The sequence below is a fragment of the Streptomyces spinoverrucosus genome (genome assembly GCF_015712165.1).
Classification (GTDB): domain Bacteria; phylum Actinomycetota; class Actinomycetes; order Streptomycetales; family Streptomycetaceae; genus Streptomyces; species Streptomyces spinoverrucosus_A.
Map to the genome: position 1 here is coordinate 4990582 of NZ_JADPZX010000001.1, position 18258 is coordinate 5008839.

The 18258-nt window shown below is 70.0% G+C and carries 17 protein-coding genes; 6 read left to right on the plus strand and 11 right to left on the minus strand.

All coding sequences use genetic code 11. From position 1 onward, the window contains the following. Positions 1 to 64 precede the first annotated feature (64 nt). Together I2W78_RS22695 and I2W78_RS22700 are read left to right on the plus strand one after the other, a co-directional pair. Positions 65 to 1294, plus strand: a complete 1230-nt coding sequence (locus I2W78_RS22695; RefSeq protein ID WP_196462108.1) for an MFS transporter — start codon at positions 65 to 67, stop codon at positions 1292 to 1294. Positions 1295 to 1357: 63 nt separating this feature from the next. Next, positions 1358 to 2320 (plus strand): SDR family NAD(P)-dependent oxidoreductase, encoded by a 963-nt coding sequence (locus tag I2W78_RS22700; protein WP_196462109.1) that lies wholly within the window; start codon positions 1358 to 1360, stop codon positions 2318 to 2320. A 90-nt stretch (positions 2321 to 2410) separates the two neighbouring features. Here I2W78_RS22700 and I2W78_RS22705 read toward each other — a convergent pair whose 3' ends face one another. The 8 genes from I2W78_RS22705 to I2W78_RS22740 form a co-directional block, all read right to left on the minus strand. Further along, positions 2411 to 3343, minus strand: a complete 933-nt coding sequence (locus I2W78_RS22705; protein WP_196462110.1) for an NADP-dependent oxidoreductase — start codon at positions 3341 to 3343, stop codon at positions 2411 to 2413. 140 nt (positions 3344 to 3483) lie between these two features. Then, complete coding sequence (locus I2W78_RS22710; protein WP_196462111.1) at positions 3484 to 4353, minus strand: helix-turn-helix domain-containing protein; 870 nt, start codon at positions 4351 to 4353, stop codon at positions 3484 to 3486. A gap of 138 nt (positions 4354 to 4491) precedes the next feature. After that, the gene (locus I2W78_RS22715; protein WP_196462112.1) at positions 4492 to 5190 is read right to left on the minus strand and encodes a type 1 glutamine amidotransferase domain-containing protein; all 699 of its coding nucleotides are present in this window, start codon (positions 5188 to 5190) and stop codon (positions 4492 to 4494) included. A 24-nt stretch (positions 5191 to 5214) separates the two neighbouring features. After that, positions 5215 to 5607: a nuclear transport factor 2 family protein gene (locus I2W78_RS22720; RefSeq protein ID WP_196462113.1), complete on the minus strand. Its 393-nt coding sequence runs from the start codon at positions 5605 to 5607 to the stop codon at positions 5215 to 5217. Between the two features lie 49 nt (positions 5608 to 5656). Next, complete coding sequence (locus I2W78_RS22725) at positions 5657 to 6256, minus strand: flavodoxin family protein (RefSeq protein ID WP_196462114.1); 600 nt, start codon at positions 6254 to 6256, stop codon at positions 5657 to 5659. A gap of 36 nt (positions 6257 to 6292) precedes the next feature. Further along, the gene (locus tag I2W78_RS22730; protein WP_307783742.1) at positions 6293 to 7204 is read right to left on the minus strand and encodes an alpha/beta hydrolase; all 912 of its coding nucleotides are present in this window, start codon (positions 7202 to 7204) and stop codon (positions 6293 to 6295) included. Between the two features lie 174 nt (positions 7205 to 7378). Beyond that, on the minus strand, positions 7379 to 7627 hold the full coding sequence (locus I2W78_RS22735) for a MarR family winged helix-turn-helix transcriptional regulator (protein ID WP_196462115.1): 249 nt from the start codon (positions 7625 to 7627) through the stop codon (positions 7379 to 7381). Between the two features lie 196 nt (positions 7628 to 7823). Next, positions 7824 to 8279 carry a MarR family winged helix-turn-helix transcriptional regulator gene (locus I2W78_RS22740; RefSeq protein ID WP_196462116.1) on the minus strand — a complete coding sequence of 152 codons (456 nt, stop codon included), beginning with the start codon at positions 8277 to 8279 and terminating at the stop codon, positions 7824 to 7826. Between the two features lie 307 nt (positions 8280 to 8586). Here I2W78_RS22740 and I2W78_RS22745 point away from each other — a divergent pair, with 307 nt between their 5' ends. Continuing rightward, complete coding sequence (locus tag I2W78_RS22745; protein ID WP_196462117.1) at positions 8587 to 10122, plus strand: aldehyde dehydrogenase family protein; 1536 nt, start codon at positions 8587 to 8589, stop codon at positions 10120 to 10122. Between the two features lie 96 nt (positions 10123 to 10218). Here the strand turns inward: I2W78_RS22745 and I2W78_RS22750 are convergent, their stop codons facing one another. Further along, the gene (locus tag I2W78_RS22750; RefSeq protein ID WP_196462118.1) at positions 10219 to 10842 is read right to left on the minus strand and encodes a TetR/AcrR family transcriptional regulator; all 624 of its coding nucleotides are present in this window, start codon (positions 10840 to 10842) and stop codon (positions 10219 to 10221) included. 154 nt (positions 10843 to 10996) lie between these two features. Between I2W78_RS22750 and I2W78_RS22755 the strand changes: the two genes are divergently transcribed. After that, a complete protein-coding gene (locus tag I2W78_RS22755) occupies positions 10997 to 11791 on the plus strand; it encodes an alpha/beta fold hydrolase (protein ID WP_196462119.1) in 795 nt (264 codons plus the stop codon). 514 nt (positions 11792 to 12305) lie between these two features. Here I2W78_RS22755 and I2W78_RS22760 read toward each other — a convergent pair. Further along, on the minus strand, positions 12306 to 13979 hold the full coding sequence (locus tag I2W78_RS22760; RefSeq protein WP_196462120.1) for an IclR family transcriptional regulator domain-containing protein: 1674 nt from the start codon (positions 13977 to 13979) through the stop codon (positions 12306 to 12308). 308 nt (positions 13980 to 14287) lie between these two features. Then, positions 14288 to 15571, minus strand: a complete 1284-nt coding sequence (locus I2W78_RS22765) for a M6 family metalloprotease domain-containing protein (protein WP_196462121.1) — start codon at positions 15569 to 15571, stop codon at positions 14288 to 14290. Positions 15572 to 15886: 315 nt separating this feature from the next. Here I2W78_RS22765 and I2W78_RS22770 point away from each other — a divergent pair, with 315 nt between their 5' ends. Further along, positions 15887 to 16531: a TetR/AcrR family transcriptional regulator gene (locus I2W78_RS22770; RefSeq protein WP_196462122.1), complete on the plus strand. Its 645-nt coding sequence runs from the start codon at positions 15887 to 15889 to the stop codon at positions 16529 to 16531. 153 nt (positions 16532 to 16684) lie between these two features. Continuing rightward, positions 16685 to 18214: an MFS transporter gene (locus I2W78_RS22775; protein WP_196462123.1), complete on the plus strand. Its 1530-nt coding sequence runs from the start codon at positions 16685 to 16687 to the stop codon at positions 18212 to 18214. Positions 18215 to 18258 lie beyond the last annotated feature (44 nt).

The window sequence follows — 18258 nt, forward strand, 5'->3', positions numbered from 1 at the left end:
GCCCCCCGGGCCCTGCATCGAGCGATCAGCCCAGCCGAGCTGCACCACCTACCTGGACACCTGCATGGACAATTCCAACACCTCCACGCCGAGCACCCCAGCCGTGGCGGGTACGAACAGAATGAGCCGCGGCCTGGCCCTGCTGTTCGCGATCGCCGGCGGCACCGCGGTAGCCAACCTCTACTGGGCTCAGCCGTTGCTCGACTTCATGGCCGACGACCTGCACGCCTCCCACGCCGTCGCGGGCTGGCTGGTGACGGCCACGCAGATCGGCTATGCGGCGGGGGCACTGTTGCTGGTGCCACTCGGCGACGTCCTCGACCGGCGCCGGTTCATTCCCGGGCTGATGCTCTGCGCGGCCGTGGCCCTCATCGCCTGCGCGCTCGCTCCGTCCATCGGCGTGTTCCTGGTCGCGATCACCCTCCTGGGCCTGACCACCGTCAGCGGCCAGCTGCTGACCCCGCTCGCCGGTGACCTCGCCGACGACACCCATCGCGGGCAGGTGGTGGGGACCGTCGTGTCCGGGCTGCTCATCGGCATCCTCGTCTCCCGCACCATCAGCGGACTCATCGCCGACGCCGCCGGATGGCGTGCCATCTACGTTGTCGCCGCTGCGGCAGCGGTCGTCTTCGCGCTGCTGCTGCGCCGTGCGATCCCCCAGCTCCCTCCGAAGGCGCACCTGCCGTACCCGCGGCTGCTGCTCTCGGTCTGGCAGGTGATCCGGCAGGAGCGTACGGTGCGCTGGACCCTGGCGCTGGGTGCCACCGCCTTCGGTGTCTTCACCATGTTCTGGACCGCCCTGACCTTCCTGCTCAGCGCGGAGCCGTTCTCCTACTCGGTCTCCGTCATCGGCCTGTTCGGCCTCATCGGCCTGGTCGGGGCGCTGGCCGCCCAGCGCGCGGGCCGGCTCCACGACCGGGGCTGGTCCCTTCCGGCGACCGGATGGGGCTGGGCCGCGATCGTGGTCTCCTTCGTCGTCGCGGCCATCGGTGAGCGTTCCGTCGTGCTGATCATCGTGGCCATAGTGCTGCTCGACATCGCCGTGCAGGGCGTGAACATCCTCAACCAGACGCGGTTGTTCGCGATCGCACCGGGGGCCCGCAGCCGCCTCAACACTGCCTTCGTCACCTGCAACTTCGTCGGCGGCGCGATCGGCTCGGCCGCCGCCTCCGCACTGTGGTCCGCCGGCGGCTGGACGGCGGTCTCACTGACCGGCGCCGTCCTCGGTTGCGCCGCACTCCTCATGTGGGCGCTCGGCTGCCGCGGACCGCTCCACGACCAGCGAAACGGCTGAGCACCCCCACCACCCCGAACTCGCTGCCCCGCATTCTCCTGTTCACGTTTGGAGCGCTTTCACATGAATACCGCACAGCACAGGATCGGCTCTGGTTTCGACGCCACGAGCACCGCCGCCGACGTCCTCAAAGGCATCGACCTGAGCGGGAAGCTCGCGATCGTCACGGGCGGCTACTCGGGCATCGGCCTGGAGACCACCCGCGCGCTCACCCGTGCCGGTGCCCACGTCGTCGTCCCCGCGCGCCGTCCGGCGGACGCCCGAGAGGCACTGAACGGGACACCGGGCGTCGAGGTGGACGAGTTGGACCTCGGTGATCTGGAGAGCGTACGCGGCTTCGCGGAGCGGTTCCTCGCCGCCGGCCGGCCCGTCGACCTCATCATCGACAGCGCCGGAATCATGGCCTGCCCCGAGACCCGGGTCGGACCCGGCTGGGAGGCCCAGTTCGCGATCAACCACCTCGGCCACTACGCCCTCGTCAACCGTCTCTGGCCGGCTCTCGAACAGGGCCGTGCGAGGGTCGTCTCCGTCTCCTCCGGCGGCCACCACATGTCCGGCATCCGCTGGGACGACATCCACTGGACGCGGGGCTACGACAAGTGGCAGGCGTACGGGCAGGCCAAGACCGCGAACGCGCTGTTCGCCGTCCATCTGGACAAGCTTGCCGAGGAGTTCGGCGTCCGGGCCTTCGCCGTGCATCCCGGGGTCATCATCACGCCCCTCCTGCGGCACGTGCCGGAGGAGGAGAGGGTGGAGTTCGGCTGGTTCGACGAGGACGGAAACCTGCGCAACCCGGACTTCTTCAAGAACCCGCAGCAGGGCGCGGCCACGCAGGTGTGGGCGGCGACCTCGCCCCAACTCGCCGGCCTGGGCGGCCTCTACCTCGAGGACTGCGACGTAGCCGAGCCCGCTCCCGCCGACGGCGAGATGCGCGGTGTCAAGGACTGGGCGACCGATCCGGAGCAGGCGGCACGCCTGTGGGAGCTGTCGGCGGAACTGACGGGTGTGAACGCGTTCGCCGCGTAACACGTGTGTGGCCGGACGTCATACGTCGTCCGGCCACACGCACGCGGTGGCGTCGAGGGCGGTCGCCTCAGCGCCCGCATGTGCCCCGCATCAGAAGGTCAGCACCATGCGGCCACGCACACCGCCCGCGGCGAGGAGCCGGTGTGCCTCGGCGGCCTGTTCGGCCGGAAACGTCCTGGCGACCCGGAGCGTGATCCGGCCGTCCTCCACCTGCTGCCGCAGCCGGTCGAGCTCGGCCCGCTCCCGGGCGTAGCGGAACACGACGATCGGCTGGTAGACGATGCCCCGTTCACCGGGACCGTCGTAGCCCAGCAGCGTGACCACTCGGCCGCCGTCACGCACCGCCCGGGCGGTGAGAGCGCCGAGCGAGGCTCCGTCGAGGAGTCCGTCGACGCCTTCCGGGACCTCCGTGCGTACTAGGTCGGGGTATTCGGCGCCGCGGCGGAGGACGATGTCGGCGCCGAGTTCCTTGACCAGGGTCTCGTCCTGCTCCGACGCGTCGGCCACCACCCGCAGCCCGTCCGCCTTGGCCAGCTGGATCGCGTAACCGCCCACCGCGCCCGCCGCACCGGTGACGGCGACGGTCTGCCCGGCCGCCAGGCCGAGCGTGTCCAACGCCAGGCGGGCGGTCAGACCGTTCATCGGCAGAGTCGCGGCCTGCACGTCGCTCGCGCCGTCGGGTGCGCGCACCACGGACTCCGCCGGGACCACGACCTGCTCGGCGTAGGCGCCGTGGGAACCGTCGGCGAGCACGATCGCCATCACCTGGTCGCCGACGCGCAGGTCCGTGTCCGTACCCGCGCCGATCTGGTCCACCACGCCGGCGGCCTCCATGCCGGGAACGAACGGCGGCCGGGCGTCCGGAGACCGGGCGGGTCCCCTGCGCCGGAGGGCGTCGACTGCGTTGACGGTCGCGGCGCGCACCCGGATGCGCACCTCTCCCGGACCGGCATCCGGGGCAGGCAGCTCAAGAACCTGAAGCACCTCCGGCCCACCGAATTCCGTGAAACCTACAGCCTTCATGCGAAGCACCTCGTTGTCTGACATAGGTCGTCGAGGTGTTCGACTTTTCCGTCTCGCATACGCCCGGAAAAGGGGAAGAATTTTGGCGGGGATACGGCTACAGGGGGGACACATTCTTCCCCCCACATGAGCGAAAGCGTTCAGGTCGTCGCGTCGGACGCCGTCGGCTTCTGGTCGGCGGCCCAGGAGGCGAGGAGCCGCAGCCCGTCGTGGGACGGAGAGCCGGGTTCGGCGTTCCACACGATGATGTGCTGGTCGGGGTCCGTGCCGCAGGTGAGCGTGTTCCAGTCCAGCGTCAGCTCGCCCACCACCGGATGACGCAGCTTCTTGACGCCCTGGCCCCGCATCGCGACGTCGTGCTCGGTCCACCACTGCCGGAACTGCGCGTCACGGGCGGAGAGTTCCTCGACCAGTGCGGTGAGGGGCTGGTCGTCGGGGTAGCGCGCGCTCTCCATGCGCAGCTGGGCGATGGCCAGCCGGGTGACCTCCTCCCAGTCGACGTACAGCTCACGCATCCAGGGTTCGGTGAACAGCAGCCGGACGAACACACGCTCCTGCTCGGGGTAGCGCCCGAAGTCGGTCCACAGGGCGGCGGCGAGCTGGTTCCAGCCGAGGATGTCGGTGCACCGGCCGATGACAAAGGCCGGTGAGGAGGTGAGATCGTCCAGCATGCGCTGCAGCTGCGGGTCCACCTGCTGGCGCTCGCGGTACGCGGACGTGCGCACCCGCTCCTTCGCCGCGAGGTCGAAGAGGTAGGCCCGCTGGTCGTCGTTCAGCCGCAGCACCTGGGCGATCTCGTCGAGCAGGGGAGCCGACGCTTGGAGCCGGCCCTGCTCGATCCGCGTGTAGTACTCGGTGCTGATCGCGGCGAGGAGTGCCACCTCCTCACGGCGCAACCCCTTCACACGCCGTCGCTGACCGCCGCGGAGACCGACATCGGAGGGGGTGAGCTCAGCACGACGCGCCTTGAGGAACTCACCCAGCTCGTTCAGATGAGGGTTGCGGTTCATAACGCTCAGCCTGTCACAAACGGAGCACCGTGTAGGGGGGACAGATTCCTCCCCTGGCTGATCGGCCAGTGGGCGGCGACGGCCGGTGACCCGGTGCGCGATCGCGCACCGGGCCACCAGCGGAGGCGTTTCGGATCGTCAGCCCAGCGCCTTGACCAGCTCCTGGGCGAGGGGGACGGCCGAGTACGGGTTCTGGCCGGTGTAGAGGGTGCGGTCGACCACGACGTGCGGGGTGAACGGCTCGGCCTCGCGGTAGTCGGCCTTGAGTTCGCCCACGAGACGGTCCTGGAGCAGCCACTTGGCGCGGTCCGCGAGACCGTTCTGCTTCTCCTCGGTGTTGGACAGGCCGGTCAGACGGTAGCCGGTGAACGGGGACGTGCCGTCGGGGCCGATGGTGGCCAGCAGGGCGGCGGGGCCGTGGCAGACCAGGGAGACCGGCTTGCCGGAGGCGAGCCAGTCGGTGAGGAGCCTGCCGGAAGCGGCGTCGTCGGGCAGGTCCTCCATCGGGCCCCAGCCGCCGGGGTAGAAGACGGCCACGTAGTCGTCGATGTTCACGTCCTCGATGCGCATCGGGTGTGCCAGCTCGGTGGCCTCCCGCAGCGCGGTCCGCATGCGCTCGGCGCCTTCCTCACCGCCGTTGAACTCGGCGGTGAGGCTGAGGGCGTCGGCGGTCGGCGGCACACCGCCGGGGGTCGCCGCCGCGATCTCGTATCCGGCCTCCTTGAAGACCTGGTAGGGACCGAGGGCCTCCTCGGCCCAGAAACCGGCGGGCTGGCGGGTTCCGTCGGCCAGCGTCCAGTGGTCGGACGCGGTGATCACGAAGAGGATCTTCGCCATGGGGAGCTCCTGATGAGGGGAGGGTCAGCCCTTGAGGGCTTCCTGGAGGACGTGGCTGTCGGCGATCTGCCGCATCCGTACGACCTGGCCGTCGCGGACGGTCCACAGGTGCAGGAACCGGACGTCGGCCGTGTTCCCGGTCTTCGTCTCGGCGTGGTAGTGGCCGTAGACGAAGACATGGCCGGTCTCGTCCGCGTAGAACTCCTCGGGCACCGCGCCGAAGGACTCGTAGTTCGGCATCGTCTTGCCGAAGAAGTCCGTGGCCACGCTCTCCCAGCCGTGATAGACACCGCTGTTCGGGAAGCCGGGGGTGATGTCCCAGACGAAGTCCGGAGCCATCACCTCCTTGGTGACCTCGGGTGCCATTCGGGACTCGTAGACCCGGCGGATGACGGCGAGGCTCGGGGAATCGGACATGGCTGTGCTCCTTGCGGGGGGTGGGTGAAACGGAAAAAGGGTCCTGTGATCAGGCGGCGAGGGCGGTCCGGCCCGCGCGGAAGATCGCGGCCTGGCGTGCGACCCGCGCGCCGAGGTGCTCCGCGGTGGCGATGTCCGACTTGTGGACAGCCTCGGGACCGGCGTCGGTCGGGCTCTGCGCACCGGCACCCAGGAAGAAGCCCAGCCGGTTGATGTCGTCCTCGCTGCCCTTGGTGGAGTCCCATCCCGGCATCAGACCCAGGCTGATCCAGTGCATGCCGTGCTGGGCGGCGAGGGTGGCGAAGTAGCCCAGGGTGGACGACTTGTCGCCGCTTTTCGCGCCGGAGTTGGTGAAGCCCGCGGCGAGCTTGTCCACCCAGGCGTGCGGGAACCAGCGCTTGCTGCTGGCCTGGGCGAACGCGTGGAAGGCCGCGGAGGCGGTGCCCATGTACGTCGCCGCGCCGAAGATGATCGCGTCGGCGCCGTCCAGCTGTGCCCACTGCTCGTCGGTGATGGTGTCGACGGAGATCGAGACGACCTCGGCGCCGGCGCTCGCGGCACCGCGCGCCACGGCTTCGGCGATGACGGCCGTGTGGCCGTAGCCCGAATGAAAGGCGATGGCGACTATGGGCCCGCCGGGATGGGACATGGTGATCTTTCTCCTTGAATGATTTCTTCGGCGGGGCTAGAGGACGGCGAAGAACTTCACCATCTTGGTGATCGCCTGATCCATGTACTCGGGAATGTCATACATGGCGATGTGCGTCGCGCCGTCGACGACGAACAGTTCCTTCGGGCCGTTGGAAAGCTCGTACGCCTGGTCGCTGAACACCTTTGTGTCCGCCTTGCTTCCCGCGATGAGAAGCAGCGGCTGGGTCAGCAGTTCCGGGATCTGGTCGAATGCCGAGAAGGCGTACATCTTGTCCATGCTGGTCAGCAGGAAACGGCCCTTGGAATTGGGGTGCTGACCACGCGGAGTCCGGTAGTAGTCGTATCCCTCACGCAGGAGGTCCGGCGTGTTGTCGTCGATCTCCTCCAGCGTCTCCGGGACGAAGGGAGCGTAGGCGGGTGCCGCTCCGCGCGCCTGAGCCGTGCGCTGCTGGGCGACCATCTCCAGGGTTTTGATCTGCTCGGCCACCGGGGACAGGTGCCCCAGGAAGCCCCGCGAACCCTCGCCCATCGGGGCCGCGCTGACGGTGGCAACCGCCTTGAAGCGGCGTTCGGTCTGCGCCACGCTGATCGCGTAACCGCCGCCCGCGCAGATACCGAAGACGCCCATCCGCTCGGTGTCGACGTACGGGAGAGTGGTGAGGAAGTCCGCCGCGCAGCGGGCGTCCTCGACCCTGACCGTCGGATCCTCCAGGAGGCGGGGTTCGCCGCCGCTTTCTCCCTGATAAGAGGAGTCGTAAACCACGGTGACGAATCCATGGGCGGCCAGTCGCTTCGCGTACTGGCCAATGGTCTGCTCCTTCACGCCACCGGCCGGGTGAATTCCGACCAGAGCCGGGTACTTCTTTTCTTCGTCGAAGTCGTCCGGCAGATGAAGGTGTCCCGCGATTTCTGTTTCTTTGTTCCTGAATGAAACGGTCTCGACCACGGCGCCAGTCCCCTTTTCGCCCCGGTTCCGCCGATTGGCGGTCCGCACACCATGATTCGCCGGTGTCGAGGTGATGTCCACCCGCGATGGGGGGAAGAAACCGTCCCCTGGATATGAATGACCGGGTTGACGAGCCCCTTTTCATTCCGCGCGTGCGTTTCGTGCGGCCTCGGGTCAGGAGCGATTGTCGACGGTGAGGGCGTCCGGGTTCAGCTGCTCGACCAGGCGGTACAGCAGACGGTGGATGGTGCCCTTGTCGTCCGCGCCGAGCGGTGACGTCGTCTCCGCTTCGATCCGACCGGCGATCGACGCCGCGCGCGTGACCACCGAGTGCCCTTCGTCGGTGGCGTACAGGCGCATGCTGCGACGACTGGTCGGATGGGGCTCACGTCGCAGTAGCCCTCGTTCGACGAGCTGGGTCACGGCGGCTCCCATTCCCTGCTGTACCGGCGGCCCTTGGCCCTGGCCGAACTCAATCCGGCAGCTCTGCCGCCGACGGGCCCCCGTGATCCCGGGTCCGGCGCGATCCCGTCGCATTCCGCCTTTCCGGCGCGGTGAGCGTCCGGGGCTGATCGGCTGATCGCCGGGCGGGGTCGGCGTGGCCGGTGCCGGGCCCCTCTCAGGCCTCGCGAGCCCTCTTGGCCACCCGGTTGAGCAGTGCCCGCAGTTCCGTGGTGTCGTCGGAGCCGAGGTCGTCGGTGACGTGCCGTTCGACATCGGCGATCACCGCGTCGGCCGCGCGCAGCGCCTCGCGGCCGGCGGGGGTGAGATGCAGTTCCTGTACATGCCGGTGGCGGGGGTGCTCGCGCCGTTCCAGCAGTCCGCGACCTTCCAGGCGGGTCACCAAGGAGGCGATGGCCTGCGGGGTCACGTTGAGGCGGCGGGCCAACTCGGCTCCGGCCAGTCCCGGTTCGGCGTGGACGGACATCATGAGCGTGTAGTGCGCGGCCGCCATGCCCAAGGGGCGCAGGCGCTGTTCCTTTAGTGCCAGCACCGCAAGCTCCGCACGGCGCAGCGCCCAAGTCACCCGGTCCAGCGCGTCGAGCGCGACGGGATCCTCTTCATTTCGCGTCACGTGGAGAAGCATACGGGGCTTCATGCCTGTCACCTACTTTCTATCTATCAAGTGTTTGACAGTGGCCAGATGATTGATACTCTGATCTCGTCACGGCCCCCTGCGCCCTGCCTGGTGGGGGCCGATGTGCCTTCGAACCGCGGGCGTCGCGCCGGATCTCCTCGGCTCCTCGCCCCAGGGAAGTCATCCAGGTCGGCGTGTCATTCGCCGGCATTCACCGTCCCTTCGCGCCGAGCGCCACGTGCGCCCCCGGTCATCGCCCCGGGGTGCCGCACGCGAGTCGGCGTAGGAAGAGTGGGAGAACCCCATGACCAGCAACGATGCGACGATCACGCGTGACGGAGTCATCGGATACGACGCCGACGAGATAGTCACCTTCGATCAAGCCACCGGGGCCGAGTTCGCCCGGTATCCCGTGGCCGGCAAGGAAGAGGCGGCCGCGTCCGTCGCCGCCGCCCGTTCGGTCGCCTCCGCCTGGTGGGACCTCGGTTTCGAAGGCCGGGCGGAGCGCCTGCTCGCGTGGCGGCGGGAGCTGGCCCTCGGAGGTGAGGAGGGCGCCGCGCTCATTCATGCCGAGAACGGCAAGTCCCTGGAAGAGGCCCGTGTGGAGGTGCTCGGGACCCTGGAGCACCTGGAGTACGTCACCGAGAACGCCGCGCGCGTGCTGGGCGGCAGGGAACTCCCGGGCAGCCCGACCGTCCCCAACCAGCGGGCGTGGGTCGAGTACCAGCCCTATGGCGTCGTCGGTGTCATCGGCCCGTGGAACTTTCCGCTGCTCACCCCGGCCGCCATCCTCGCCGACGCGCTCGCGGCCGGCAATGCCGTCATCCTCAAGCCCAGTCAGATCACGCCCGGCGTCGCCGAGTGGCTCATCCGGACCTGGCAGCGGGCCGTTCCGGACCTGCCGGCCGTCGTGCAGAACCTGAACGGATACGGGGCCACCGGCGGCGCGCTCATCGAGGCCGGCCTGGACAAACTCGCCTTCACCGGCAGCGTCGCCACCGGCAAGAAGGTGGCCGCCCAGTGCGCGCAGACCCTGACCCCCGTCCTGCTGGAACTCGGAGGCAAGGACGGCGTCATCATCGCCGAGGACGCCGACCTCGACGAAGCCGCCGCCCATGTCCTCTGGGGCGCCGTGCAGAACACCGGACACGGCTGCATCAACCTCGAAGTGGCCTACGTCGTCGAGTCCGTCCACGACGAGTTCGTCGACAAGATCAGCCACCTCGCCCGGCAGGTACGCGTGGGCAGCGGCGAGGACGCGGAGATCGGCCCGGTGCCCCTGCCCACCCAGATACCGATCATCCGGGACCACATCCAGGACGCGCTGCAGCGCGGAGCGACGGCCACCGTCGGCGGCCTCGACGCGGTGGGAGACCACTATGTCGCGCCGACCATCCTCGTCGACGTGAGCTTCGACTCCCTGGCGGTGACGGACGAGACGTTCGGGCCCACCCTGGCGGTCGTCAAGGTCACCGACACCGACGAGGCCATCGCCCACATCAACGCCGGCCGGTACGGACTCGGCAGTGCCGTCTTCAGCCGTGAGCGCGGCGAAGCCATCGCCCGCCGCCTGCGCGTGGGCATGACCAGCATCAACGACGTCCTGGTGTTCTCGATGAACCCCGCGGTGCCCTTCGGCGGCCGCAGCGACAGCGGATACGGGCGCAAGCAGGGCGAGGAAGGACTCCGCGAGTTCGCCTACCCGCACTCCTTCACCGCCAAGACCGGCCCCGCCCAGTTCCCGGTCACGACCTTCGGCAGGCCCGCGCGTGCGCTGGCGGGAGCCCTCGCCGCCGTGCGCGACAGGGTCCTGGCCGAGGGCGGAGAGAAGACCGGCTGATCGTACGACCGGAAGGACGCTGTTCCGCGCTGCGGTGCCCGCGCGAGGAGGCGTCGCGGAACGCCGACTGCGCCCCCTCGCGCGTGGGGATCATGCTCAGTTCAGTGGGCCGCGGTCACTGTCGGGACCGGCGCGGTGCGCGCCGGCGCGATGGAGCGTCGCCAGCCACTGGGTCACGACGGAGTCGATGAAGGCGTCGGTGACCGTGCCACGGTCCAGGAAGAGCCGGGCGAGGACGGGGCCGTAGAGCAGGGTGAACTCGTCGTCGCCGACCTGGATGCCCGAAGGCTCCAGCAGCCTGTTGAAATCGGCGTGGCGGTCCTCGCCGATCCGAGCGAGCGCTCGGGCGCTGTCCGGGTCGTGGTCGGCCTGTGCGGCGACGGCCAGGGCCGCGGTGCGTACGGCCGGCACGCCGACGCCCGAGCGCAGGCTCTTCAGCCAGGCGGTGGCGACAGCACCCACGTCACTGCTCGGCTCGGGGTAGCTGCCCAGGTCGGGGCCCTCGATGACGAGGTCGAAGAGCAGGGCGGCTCGGGTGGGCCAGTGACGGTAGAGGGTTTGCCGTGTGACGTCCGCCCGCTCGGCCAGCAGGGCATAGGTCAGCCCTGCCGGCCCGACCTGCGGCAGCAGTTCGCGCGCGACGGCCAGCACGCGGTTGCGCGTGCGCTGCACGCGCGGATTGTCCGGGGTCGGCCGACGGCGGTGGAGGGGCTCCTTCATGCCGTCACTCTACTTGCGCGTCATACACGACGTGTGATTCACATCACCACCAGATTCATCCACTGTGTGTGATACTGGCGATGAGTAATCATACTCAATGGATGATTGATGAGTGGGTCCTCTGACCCCCGCCACCTGTGAAAGAGAGTCGACCATGACGTCACACACCATGCCCGAGCCCGTATTCGCCCGAACGCGCCTCGGCTCCGGTCCCGGCTTGCTCCTCGCCCATGGCGCCGGCAGCAGCCTGGCCAATACCTACGGCCCCATCCTGGAAGGTCTCGCCGCAGGCCACACCGTGGTCGGTGTCGACTATCCGGGCAGCGGTGAAACGCCGCGGTCGACCGCCCCGCTGTCGGTCGACGACCTCGCGGACCAGCTTGTGGCCGCCGCCGACGCGGAGGGCCTCGACCGGTTCGCCGTGTCCGGCTACTCCCTCGGCGGCGCGGTCGCCGTCCGCGTAGCCGCCCGCCATCCCGAGCGCGTCACCGCGCTCGTTCTGACCGCCGCCTTCGCACACCGTGACAACCGGCTGGCACTCGCCTCCTCGGTCTGGAACAAGATCGCCGCGTCCGGAGACGGTGAACTGCTCGCGGAATTCATGCTCTTGATGTCCCTCGGTACTCAGGGGCTGGAGTCGATGCCGGGCGAGCAGCTGCCGCAGGTGCTCGGCTACACGGCTGCCGCCGCGGCCGAGGGCAGTCCTGAGCAGACCGACCTTGTCGGCCGGGTCGACGTTCGAGACGACCTCGCCGCCATCAACGTGCCTGCCCTGGTCATCTCGACCACCGACGACCGGCTCACCTCCACCGCTCTGCACCACCAGCTCGCCCAGACCATCCCCGGCGCCGAGCTTGCGGAGATCGCCACCGGCCATCTGCCGATGCTCGAACGGGCCGACGAGTGGCTCCGACTCATCGCGGACTTCCTCGGCAAGCACGACGCCTGAAAGGCGGACGCGCCGCGGCACCGCGCGGCCCAGTGTCGCGGCGCCGCGGCGCGTCCGTGGCAGCTGCTCCGACCGCGGATCACGGTGGCAGCACCTGGCGGGTCCGCTTCACCGTCTCGGCCTACTGAGGAGAGCCGACCGAAGTGTGCTTGGTGAATCGGTGAAGGGCAGGCGGCGAACGAGCGGTTGGACTTCTGCCCGTATGGCGTCATGCTGCGGGCGTTGGGCGAGCGCTTGACGATCTCTTGACTGCGTGGCTGTGCCTGACGCTCGTGACAGGACTCGGCCTGACCCGCAGCGATACGCTCAGCGTTCCCGAATCGACGGCTGTGCGTTCCGGGGCGACCTCCTGGCCACCCGCTGACCTGCGGCGACGGAGTTTTCTACAAGCCCCACGAAGGCGGGGCCGGCCCTGAGGTGGGTCAGGGCGCTCGGTCCACAGGACACCGGATCGGGGTGCGGCGGGGTGCTGCACAGGGGGGTCGAGTGCGCGGACGGGCCTGTCCGGGCTGTCTTAGCTCAGGGGCACCCGAGTGAACTGTCCCGACACATGCAGGTCCGCCTCGATCGCGTCGGCCGTCTCGCGGAGGGCCGGGACGAGGTGGTCGACGCATTCCGGGAGCGTGTGCCGGGAGGCGTGCATCGCCGTGTTGAGGGCGGCCACCGCGCGGCCCGTGCGGTCGCGGACGGGGACCGCTAGCGAGCGCAGGCCCTCCTCCAGCTCCTCGTCGACCAGGGCGTAGCCCTGGTGCCGGACCTCTTCCAGGGTGCGGGCGAGGGTCTGTGGATCGGTGATCGTGCGGGGAGTGAGCGGGCGCAGTGGGCCGAGGGTGCGGTCGGCCGGCGGGAGGTCGGCCAGTAGGACGCGGCCCATGGACGTGGCGTACGCGGGCAGCCGGGTGCCCACGGTGATGTTCACGCTCATCACCCGGGCCGTCGCCACCCGTGCCGTGTACTGGATCTCGTCCCCGGCCGCCGTCAGCACGGCGAGTGATGTCGACTCGTGGATGCGCTCGGCGAGTGCGGCCAGGTGTGGGGCGGCGATGTGGGGGAGGGAAGTGCGGGACAGGGGTGGGTAGCCGAGGGAGAGGACCTGGGGAGTGAGGGTGAAGGTGCCGGGGCGGGGCTGGGCGACCAGGCCGAGGTGCTCGTAGGTGATCAGGGCTCGGCGTGCGGTTGCGCGGGCCAGGCCCGTCGCCTTCGCCACCTCCGTCAGGGTGAGGTCCGCCCGGCCCTCGCCGAAGGCGGTCAGTACGGTCAGGCCGCGGGCCAGCGACTCCACGAACTCCCGGCCCAGCTCCTGCTTCGACGCGCCCGTCCAGGTCGCCAGCCCCGAGGGGGCCGGGGCGGGCTCCGGGCGGGGCGCCGTGCGCAGGTCCTCCTCCATCGCCGTCACCGCCGCGCGCAGCCGGGGCAGCAGCGTGTCGCGCAGGCCGGTCGCGGTGTGCCGGCTGGTGTGGCTGACCACGCTCGCCGCGCACGCGATCCGGCCGGTACGGGGATCCCGTACCGGAACCGCCACCGCCACCAGCCCGGGCTCGATCAACTGGTCGTCCAGCGCCCACCCGTCCTGCCGGGCTCGCGTCGAACGCCGGGTGAACTCCTCGGCGGGCAGCGGCTGTTCGGTCGGGGGTACGGCCGGGAAGTCGCGGTTCTGCGGGTCCGCCGCCCGGCGTGCCCGCCAGCGCTTCCAGTCCTCCGCCGTCCACTCCGTCGCGAACAGCGGGCCCGGCGCGGTGCGTTCGGCGGGCAGCAGGTCGCCGATGCGGAAGCTGAGGGACATCGCGCGGCGGCGGGTGGCCTGGTGGATGAAGCGGATGCCGTCGCCGTCGGCGACCGCGAGGGACACCGACTCGTCCAGTTCGTCGGCGAGGGCGTCCGCGCGGGCGGCCAGCAGGGCGGGCAGGCGCAGGGCGGCCAGATAGGCATTGCCGAGTTCCATCAGGCGGGGGGCCAGTACCGCGTCGCGGCCGTCCAGGCGGACGTATCCCATGTGCGCGAGCGTCGAGGTGATGCGGTCGACCGTGGAACGGGCCAGGCCGGTGGCGCGTTCCAGCGCGCTCAGGCTTAGGGTGCCGCCCGCCTCCGTCAGCTGCCGCAGTACGGCGATCCCGCGGATCAACGGCGTGACCGCCTCGTCCGGCACGGCCGAGGCGGCGGCCTCCTTCAGCGTGGGGTTGGCGGGCATCTTCTCTCCGGTACGGCGATCGCGGCAGGCCTACGGTAACGGCGGATCCCCAGATCGTCTCCGGCCCGCCCTGCCACCGGCCGCCGAGTCCGCCCCCTCCGTCGCCGATTCCGCCCACCTCCGTCGCGTCCCCGGCGCCGATTCCTCCCCGACCGTCACCTCACCAACGCCACGGCCACCCCGATCGCCGCGTCACCCGTGTTGAGTCCGCGCCTTCCGCCGCGTCCCCGACGCCGATTCCTCCCCGACCGTCACCTCACCAACGCCACGGCCACCCCGACCGCCAACATCACCCCCGCCGAGTCCCCCTACCGCCGAGTCACCCGCACCACATGGTTCCCCTCCAGATCCGCCCCCGCCACCACGATCCGCACGCCCCGCCCCCGGTCCTCGAAGGACTCCCCGGGGGTGAAGGTGGCGTCCGACAGTTCGGCGTGGACGTTCGGGCTGCGGGTGCAGCCGCCGCTGTCGCGGTGGGAGTCGTACACCGTCACCGGACCGCGGCCGGTGTCCACGTCCGCGTCGACCTTGTAGATCAGTACGCCCGGCCGGCACACCGCCTCGTCGTTGCCGTCGCGGGTGCGCAGCTCCACGGCGTATCCCGTGCGGCGGTCGAGGGGTATGAAGACGAGCTTGGAGCCGCCCGCGCGGGCCAGCGGGGTCAGGGTGTGCTCGGTGGTGCCGGGGCGGGACACACAGGTCACCTGGGCGGTGTCCAGCCAGCCCAGCTTCCACTTGTGCCAGCCGAGGAGGTCGTTGTTGGCGCCCCAGTCCTCGCTCATGATGTCCCAGTGCCCGACCGCGCCCCCGCCCTCCTGGGTGTAGAGGTCGGGCAGGCCGAAGACGTGGCCGTTCTCGTGCGGCAGGACGCGGTAGCCGGTCAGGTCGTAGGAGCCGGAGCCGTCGTCCTGGCGGGAGTAGACGAACGAGGCGTTGGCGACGGGTACGCCGTCCGCCGTGGGCGCCTCCTTGTTGCCCGCGAACGTCACTGACAGGACCGTGTCCAGCGCCGAGGGGCCCGCGTTCGGCGTCACCAGCACGTTCAGCAGGTCGTACTCGCGGAAGTCGACCTTGGGATCGGCCGCGGCCACTATGTCCTGAACCAGCCGCCGGTAGCCGGGGTCGAAGGGGGCCCCGCGTTCTATGCCGTACGCCTGGAACGACTTCGGCATCCGCAGCCAGTCGGCGATCGGGGTCTCCGGGCGGTAGTCCAGGCGGCCGTACGAACTGGTGCGGAACCACTCCCGGGTCCGTGGGAAGAACTCGTTGAACCGGTCCAGCGCGTTGCCTTTGCCGGGCGCGTCCGAGAAGTCGATCATCACGGTGAGGGCGCGGACGGTGCCGGTGGAGCGGGAGTAGCCGCCGGGGGTCGGGATGCCCTCCGTCATCTGCACGTCGGCCCTGCCGCTGATCAGGCAGGGCCCGTGGTCGGAGGAACGGGCCAGAGCGCCGAGCGGCCGTGCTCCCGCCGTCGCGGAGCCCACCGTGTGGTGGCCCGTGCCGGCCGAGGTGCTCACCGCGAGTGTCACGGCGGTCACCGCGCCGAGCGCGGCCGCGCGGCGCGGGCGTATCCGACGGCGGGACGGCTGCATGCATGGACCTTTCGCTCCAGGCAGCCACCGGTCTCCGGCTGCACCCTCTCGATTCACCCTGTGCCGGGTGCGGCGTGGGCGCGCGCTGGAGCAGACCGATCGTGGGTTTTCGCTGAGTAAGCGCCGGTCAGCGGGGGTGCGACCGAGGCAGTGGAGTGCTGTGACACGGGTCACAGGGGTTCTTTTGGCGGACGGGAAATAACCGGGGACCGATTCCCCGTTTGAACCGGCGTACGAGCGAAACGGGGGATCGCTCCCCGGATCGCCCCGCAGTCTCAGTCATGAACGCCTCAGACATTGACCCAGGAGTACGCCGTGCAGACCGCCACCCCCGAACGACGCAAGGCGACCCGGCCGCGCGCCGACGCCCTGCGCAACCGGGAGCGGATCGTCACCGCCGCCCGGGAGATGTTCGTCGAGCACGGACCCGAGGTTCCGCTCGACGAGATCGCCCGCCGGGCCGGCGTCGGCAACGCCACGGTGTACCGCAACTTCCCGGACCGCGACGCCCTGGTCCGCGAGGTCGTCTGCTCCGTCATGGACCGCACGGCCCAGGCCGCCGAGCAGGCCCTGGAGGAGCACGGCGACGCCTTCGCCGCGCTGGAGCGCTTCGTGCACGCCGCCGCCGACGAGCGGATCAGCGCGCTGTGCCCGATGATCTCCAGCACTTTCGACGAGCACCACCCCGATCTGGAGGCCGCAGGGCGCCGGGTCGAGCAGCTCGTCGAGGAGGTGATGGCGCGCGCCAAGGCGGCCGGGCAGCTCCGCACGGACGTGGGGGTCGGCGATCTGATGATCGTCATCGCCCAGCTCAGCCGGCCTCCGGCCGGTGCCGCGTGCCTCAGCGTGGACCGCTTCGTGCACCGGCATCTCCAGCTGTTCCTGGACGGTTTGCGGGCGCCGGCCCGCTCCGGCCTGCCGGGTACGGCGGTGACCCTGGAGGTCCTGCGCCAGGCCTGACCGCCGACTGATCTTCACGTTCCCGACTCTCGCAATTTCCTGCCAGACGTTTCGACGTATTTCCGTACTTACATTCCATCTCGCAGCTCCGACGCTTTTCCGTCCCGAAGTCCTGAAGTCCCGAAGTCCTGAAGTCCCGAAGTGGGTACCCCCATGTCTGAAACAGCCGTCAAGGCTCCCGGCGTCCCCGACGCCAACCGCTGGAAAGCGCTCGTCTTCATCGCGCTCGCCCAGCTGATGGTCGTCCTCGACGCCACCATCGTGAACATCGCGCTGCCCTCTGCCCAGCAGGACCTGGGCATCTCGGACGGCAACCGGCAGTGGGTCGTCACGGCCTACGCCCTTGCCTTCGGCGGTCTGCTGCTCTTCGGCGGCCGGATAGCCGACCTGTGGGGCCGCAAGCGCGCCTTCGTCATCGGCCTCGCCGGCTTCGCTCTCGCCTCCGCGCTCGGTGGTGCCGCCACCAACGAGGCGATGATGTTCGGCGCCCGCGCCCTCCAGGGTGTCTTCGGCGCCCTCCTCGCCCCCGCCGCGCTCTCCCTGCTGGCCGTGATGTTCACGGACGCCAAGGAGCGTGCCAAGGCGTTCGGTATCTACGGCGCCATCGCCGGTGGTGGCGGTGCCGTCGGTCTGATCCTCGGCGGTTTCCTCACCGAGTACCTGGACTGGCGCTGGACGTTCTACGTCAACATCCCGTTCGCGGTGATCGCCGCGGCCGGTGCCTGGTTCGTCATCCGTGAGCCCGAGGGCGGCCGCAACCGTTCCCCGCTCGACATTCCCGGCGTCATCCTGTCCACCCTCGGTCTGGTCGCGCTGGTGTACGGCTTCACCCGCGCCGAGTCCGAAGGCTGGAGCGACTCGGTGACCGTCACCATGTTCGTCGCGTCGGCCGTCCTCCTCGCCACGTTCGTGTTCGTCGAGGCCCGGGTCAAGGCCCCGCTGCTGCCGCTGCGCGTCCTCACCGAGCGCAACCGCGCCGGCGTCTACCTCTCGCTCGGCCTCGCGATCATCGCGATGTTCGGCCTGTTCCTCTTCCTGACCTACTACCTCCAGGTCGTGAAGGGCTACTCGCCGGTCAAGACCGGCTTCGCCTTCCTGCCGATGATCGCGGGCATGATCACCGGCTCGACCCAGATCGGCACCCGTCTGATGACCCGGGTCGCGCCGCGCCTGCTGATGGGCCCCGGCTTCCTGGTCGCCGCGGTCGGCATGCTGCTGCTGACCCAGCTGGAGATCGGCTCCTCGTACGCCGCTCTGCTGCTGCCGGCGATGCTGCTGCTCGGCCTCGGCATGGGTACGGCGTTCATGCCGGCGATGTCCCTGTCCACGCAGGGCGTCGAGCCGCGGGACGCCGGTGTCGCCTCAGCGATGGTCAACACCTCGCAGCAGGTCGGCGGCGCGATCGGCACGGCCCTGCTGAACACGATCGCCGCCTCGGCGACCACGTCGTACATCGCCGACCACATCGGCTCGGCGACCTCCCCGACGCAGCAGCAGCTGGTCCAGCTGGAGGGCCAGGTGCAGGGCTACACCAGCGCCATCTGGTTCGCCGTCGGCATCCTGGTCGTCGCGGCCGCGATCGCCATGACCTTCATCAACGCCGGCCGCCCGAACATGGGCGCGCCCGCCGGTGCGGGCGAGGGAGCCGAGGACGAGGTGGCGGTGCCGGTGGTGGCCCACTGACCCCGCTGACCGCATCGACCCACTGACGGCGCCTGTCCCGGCGT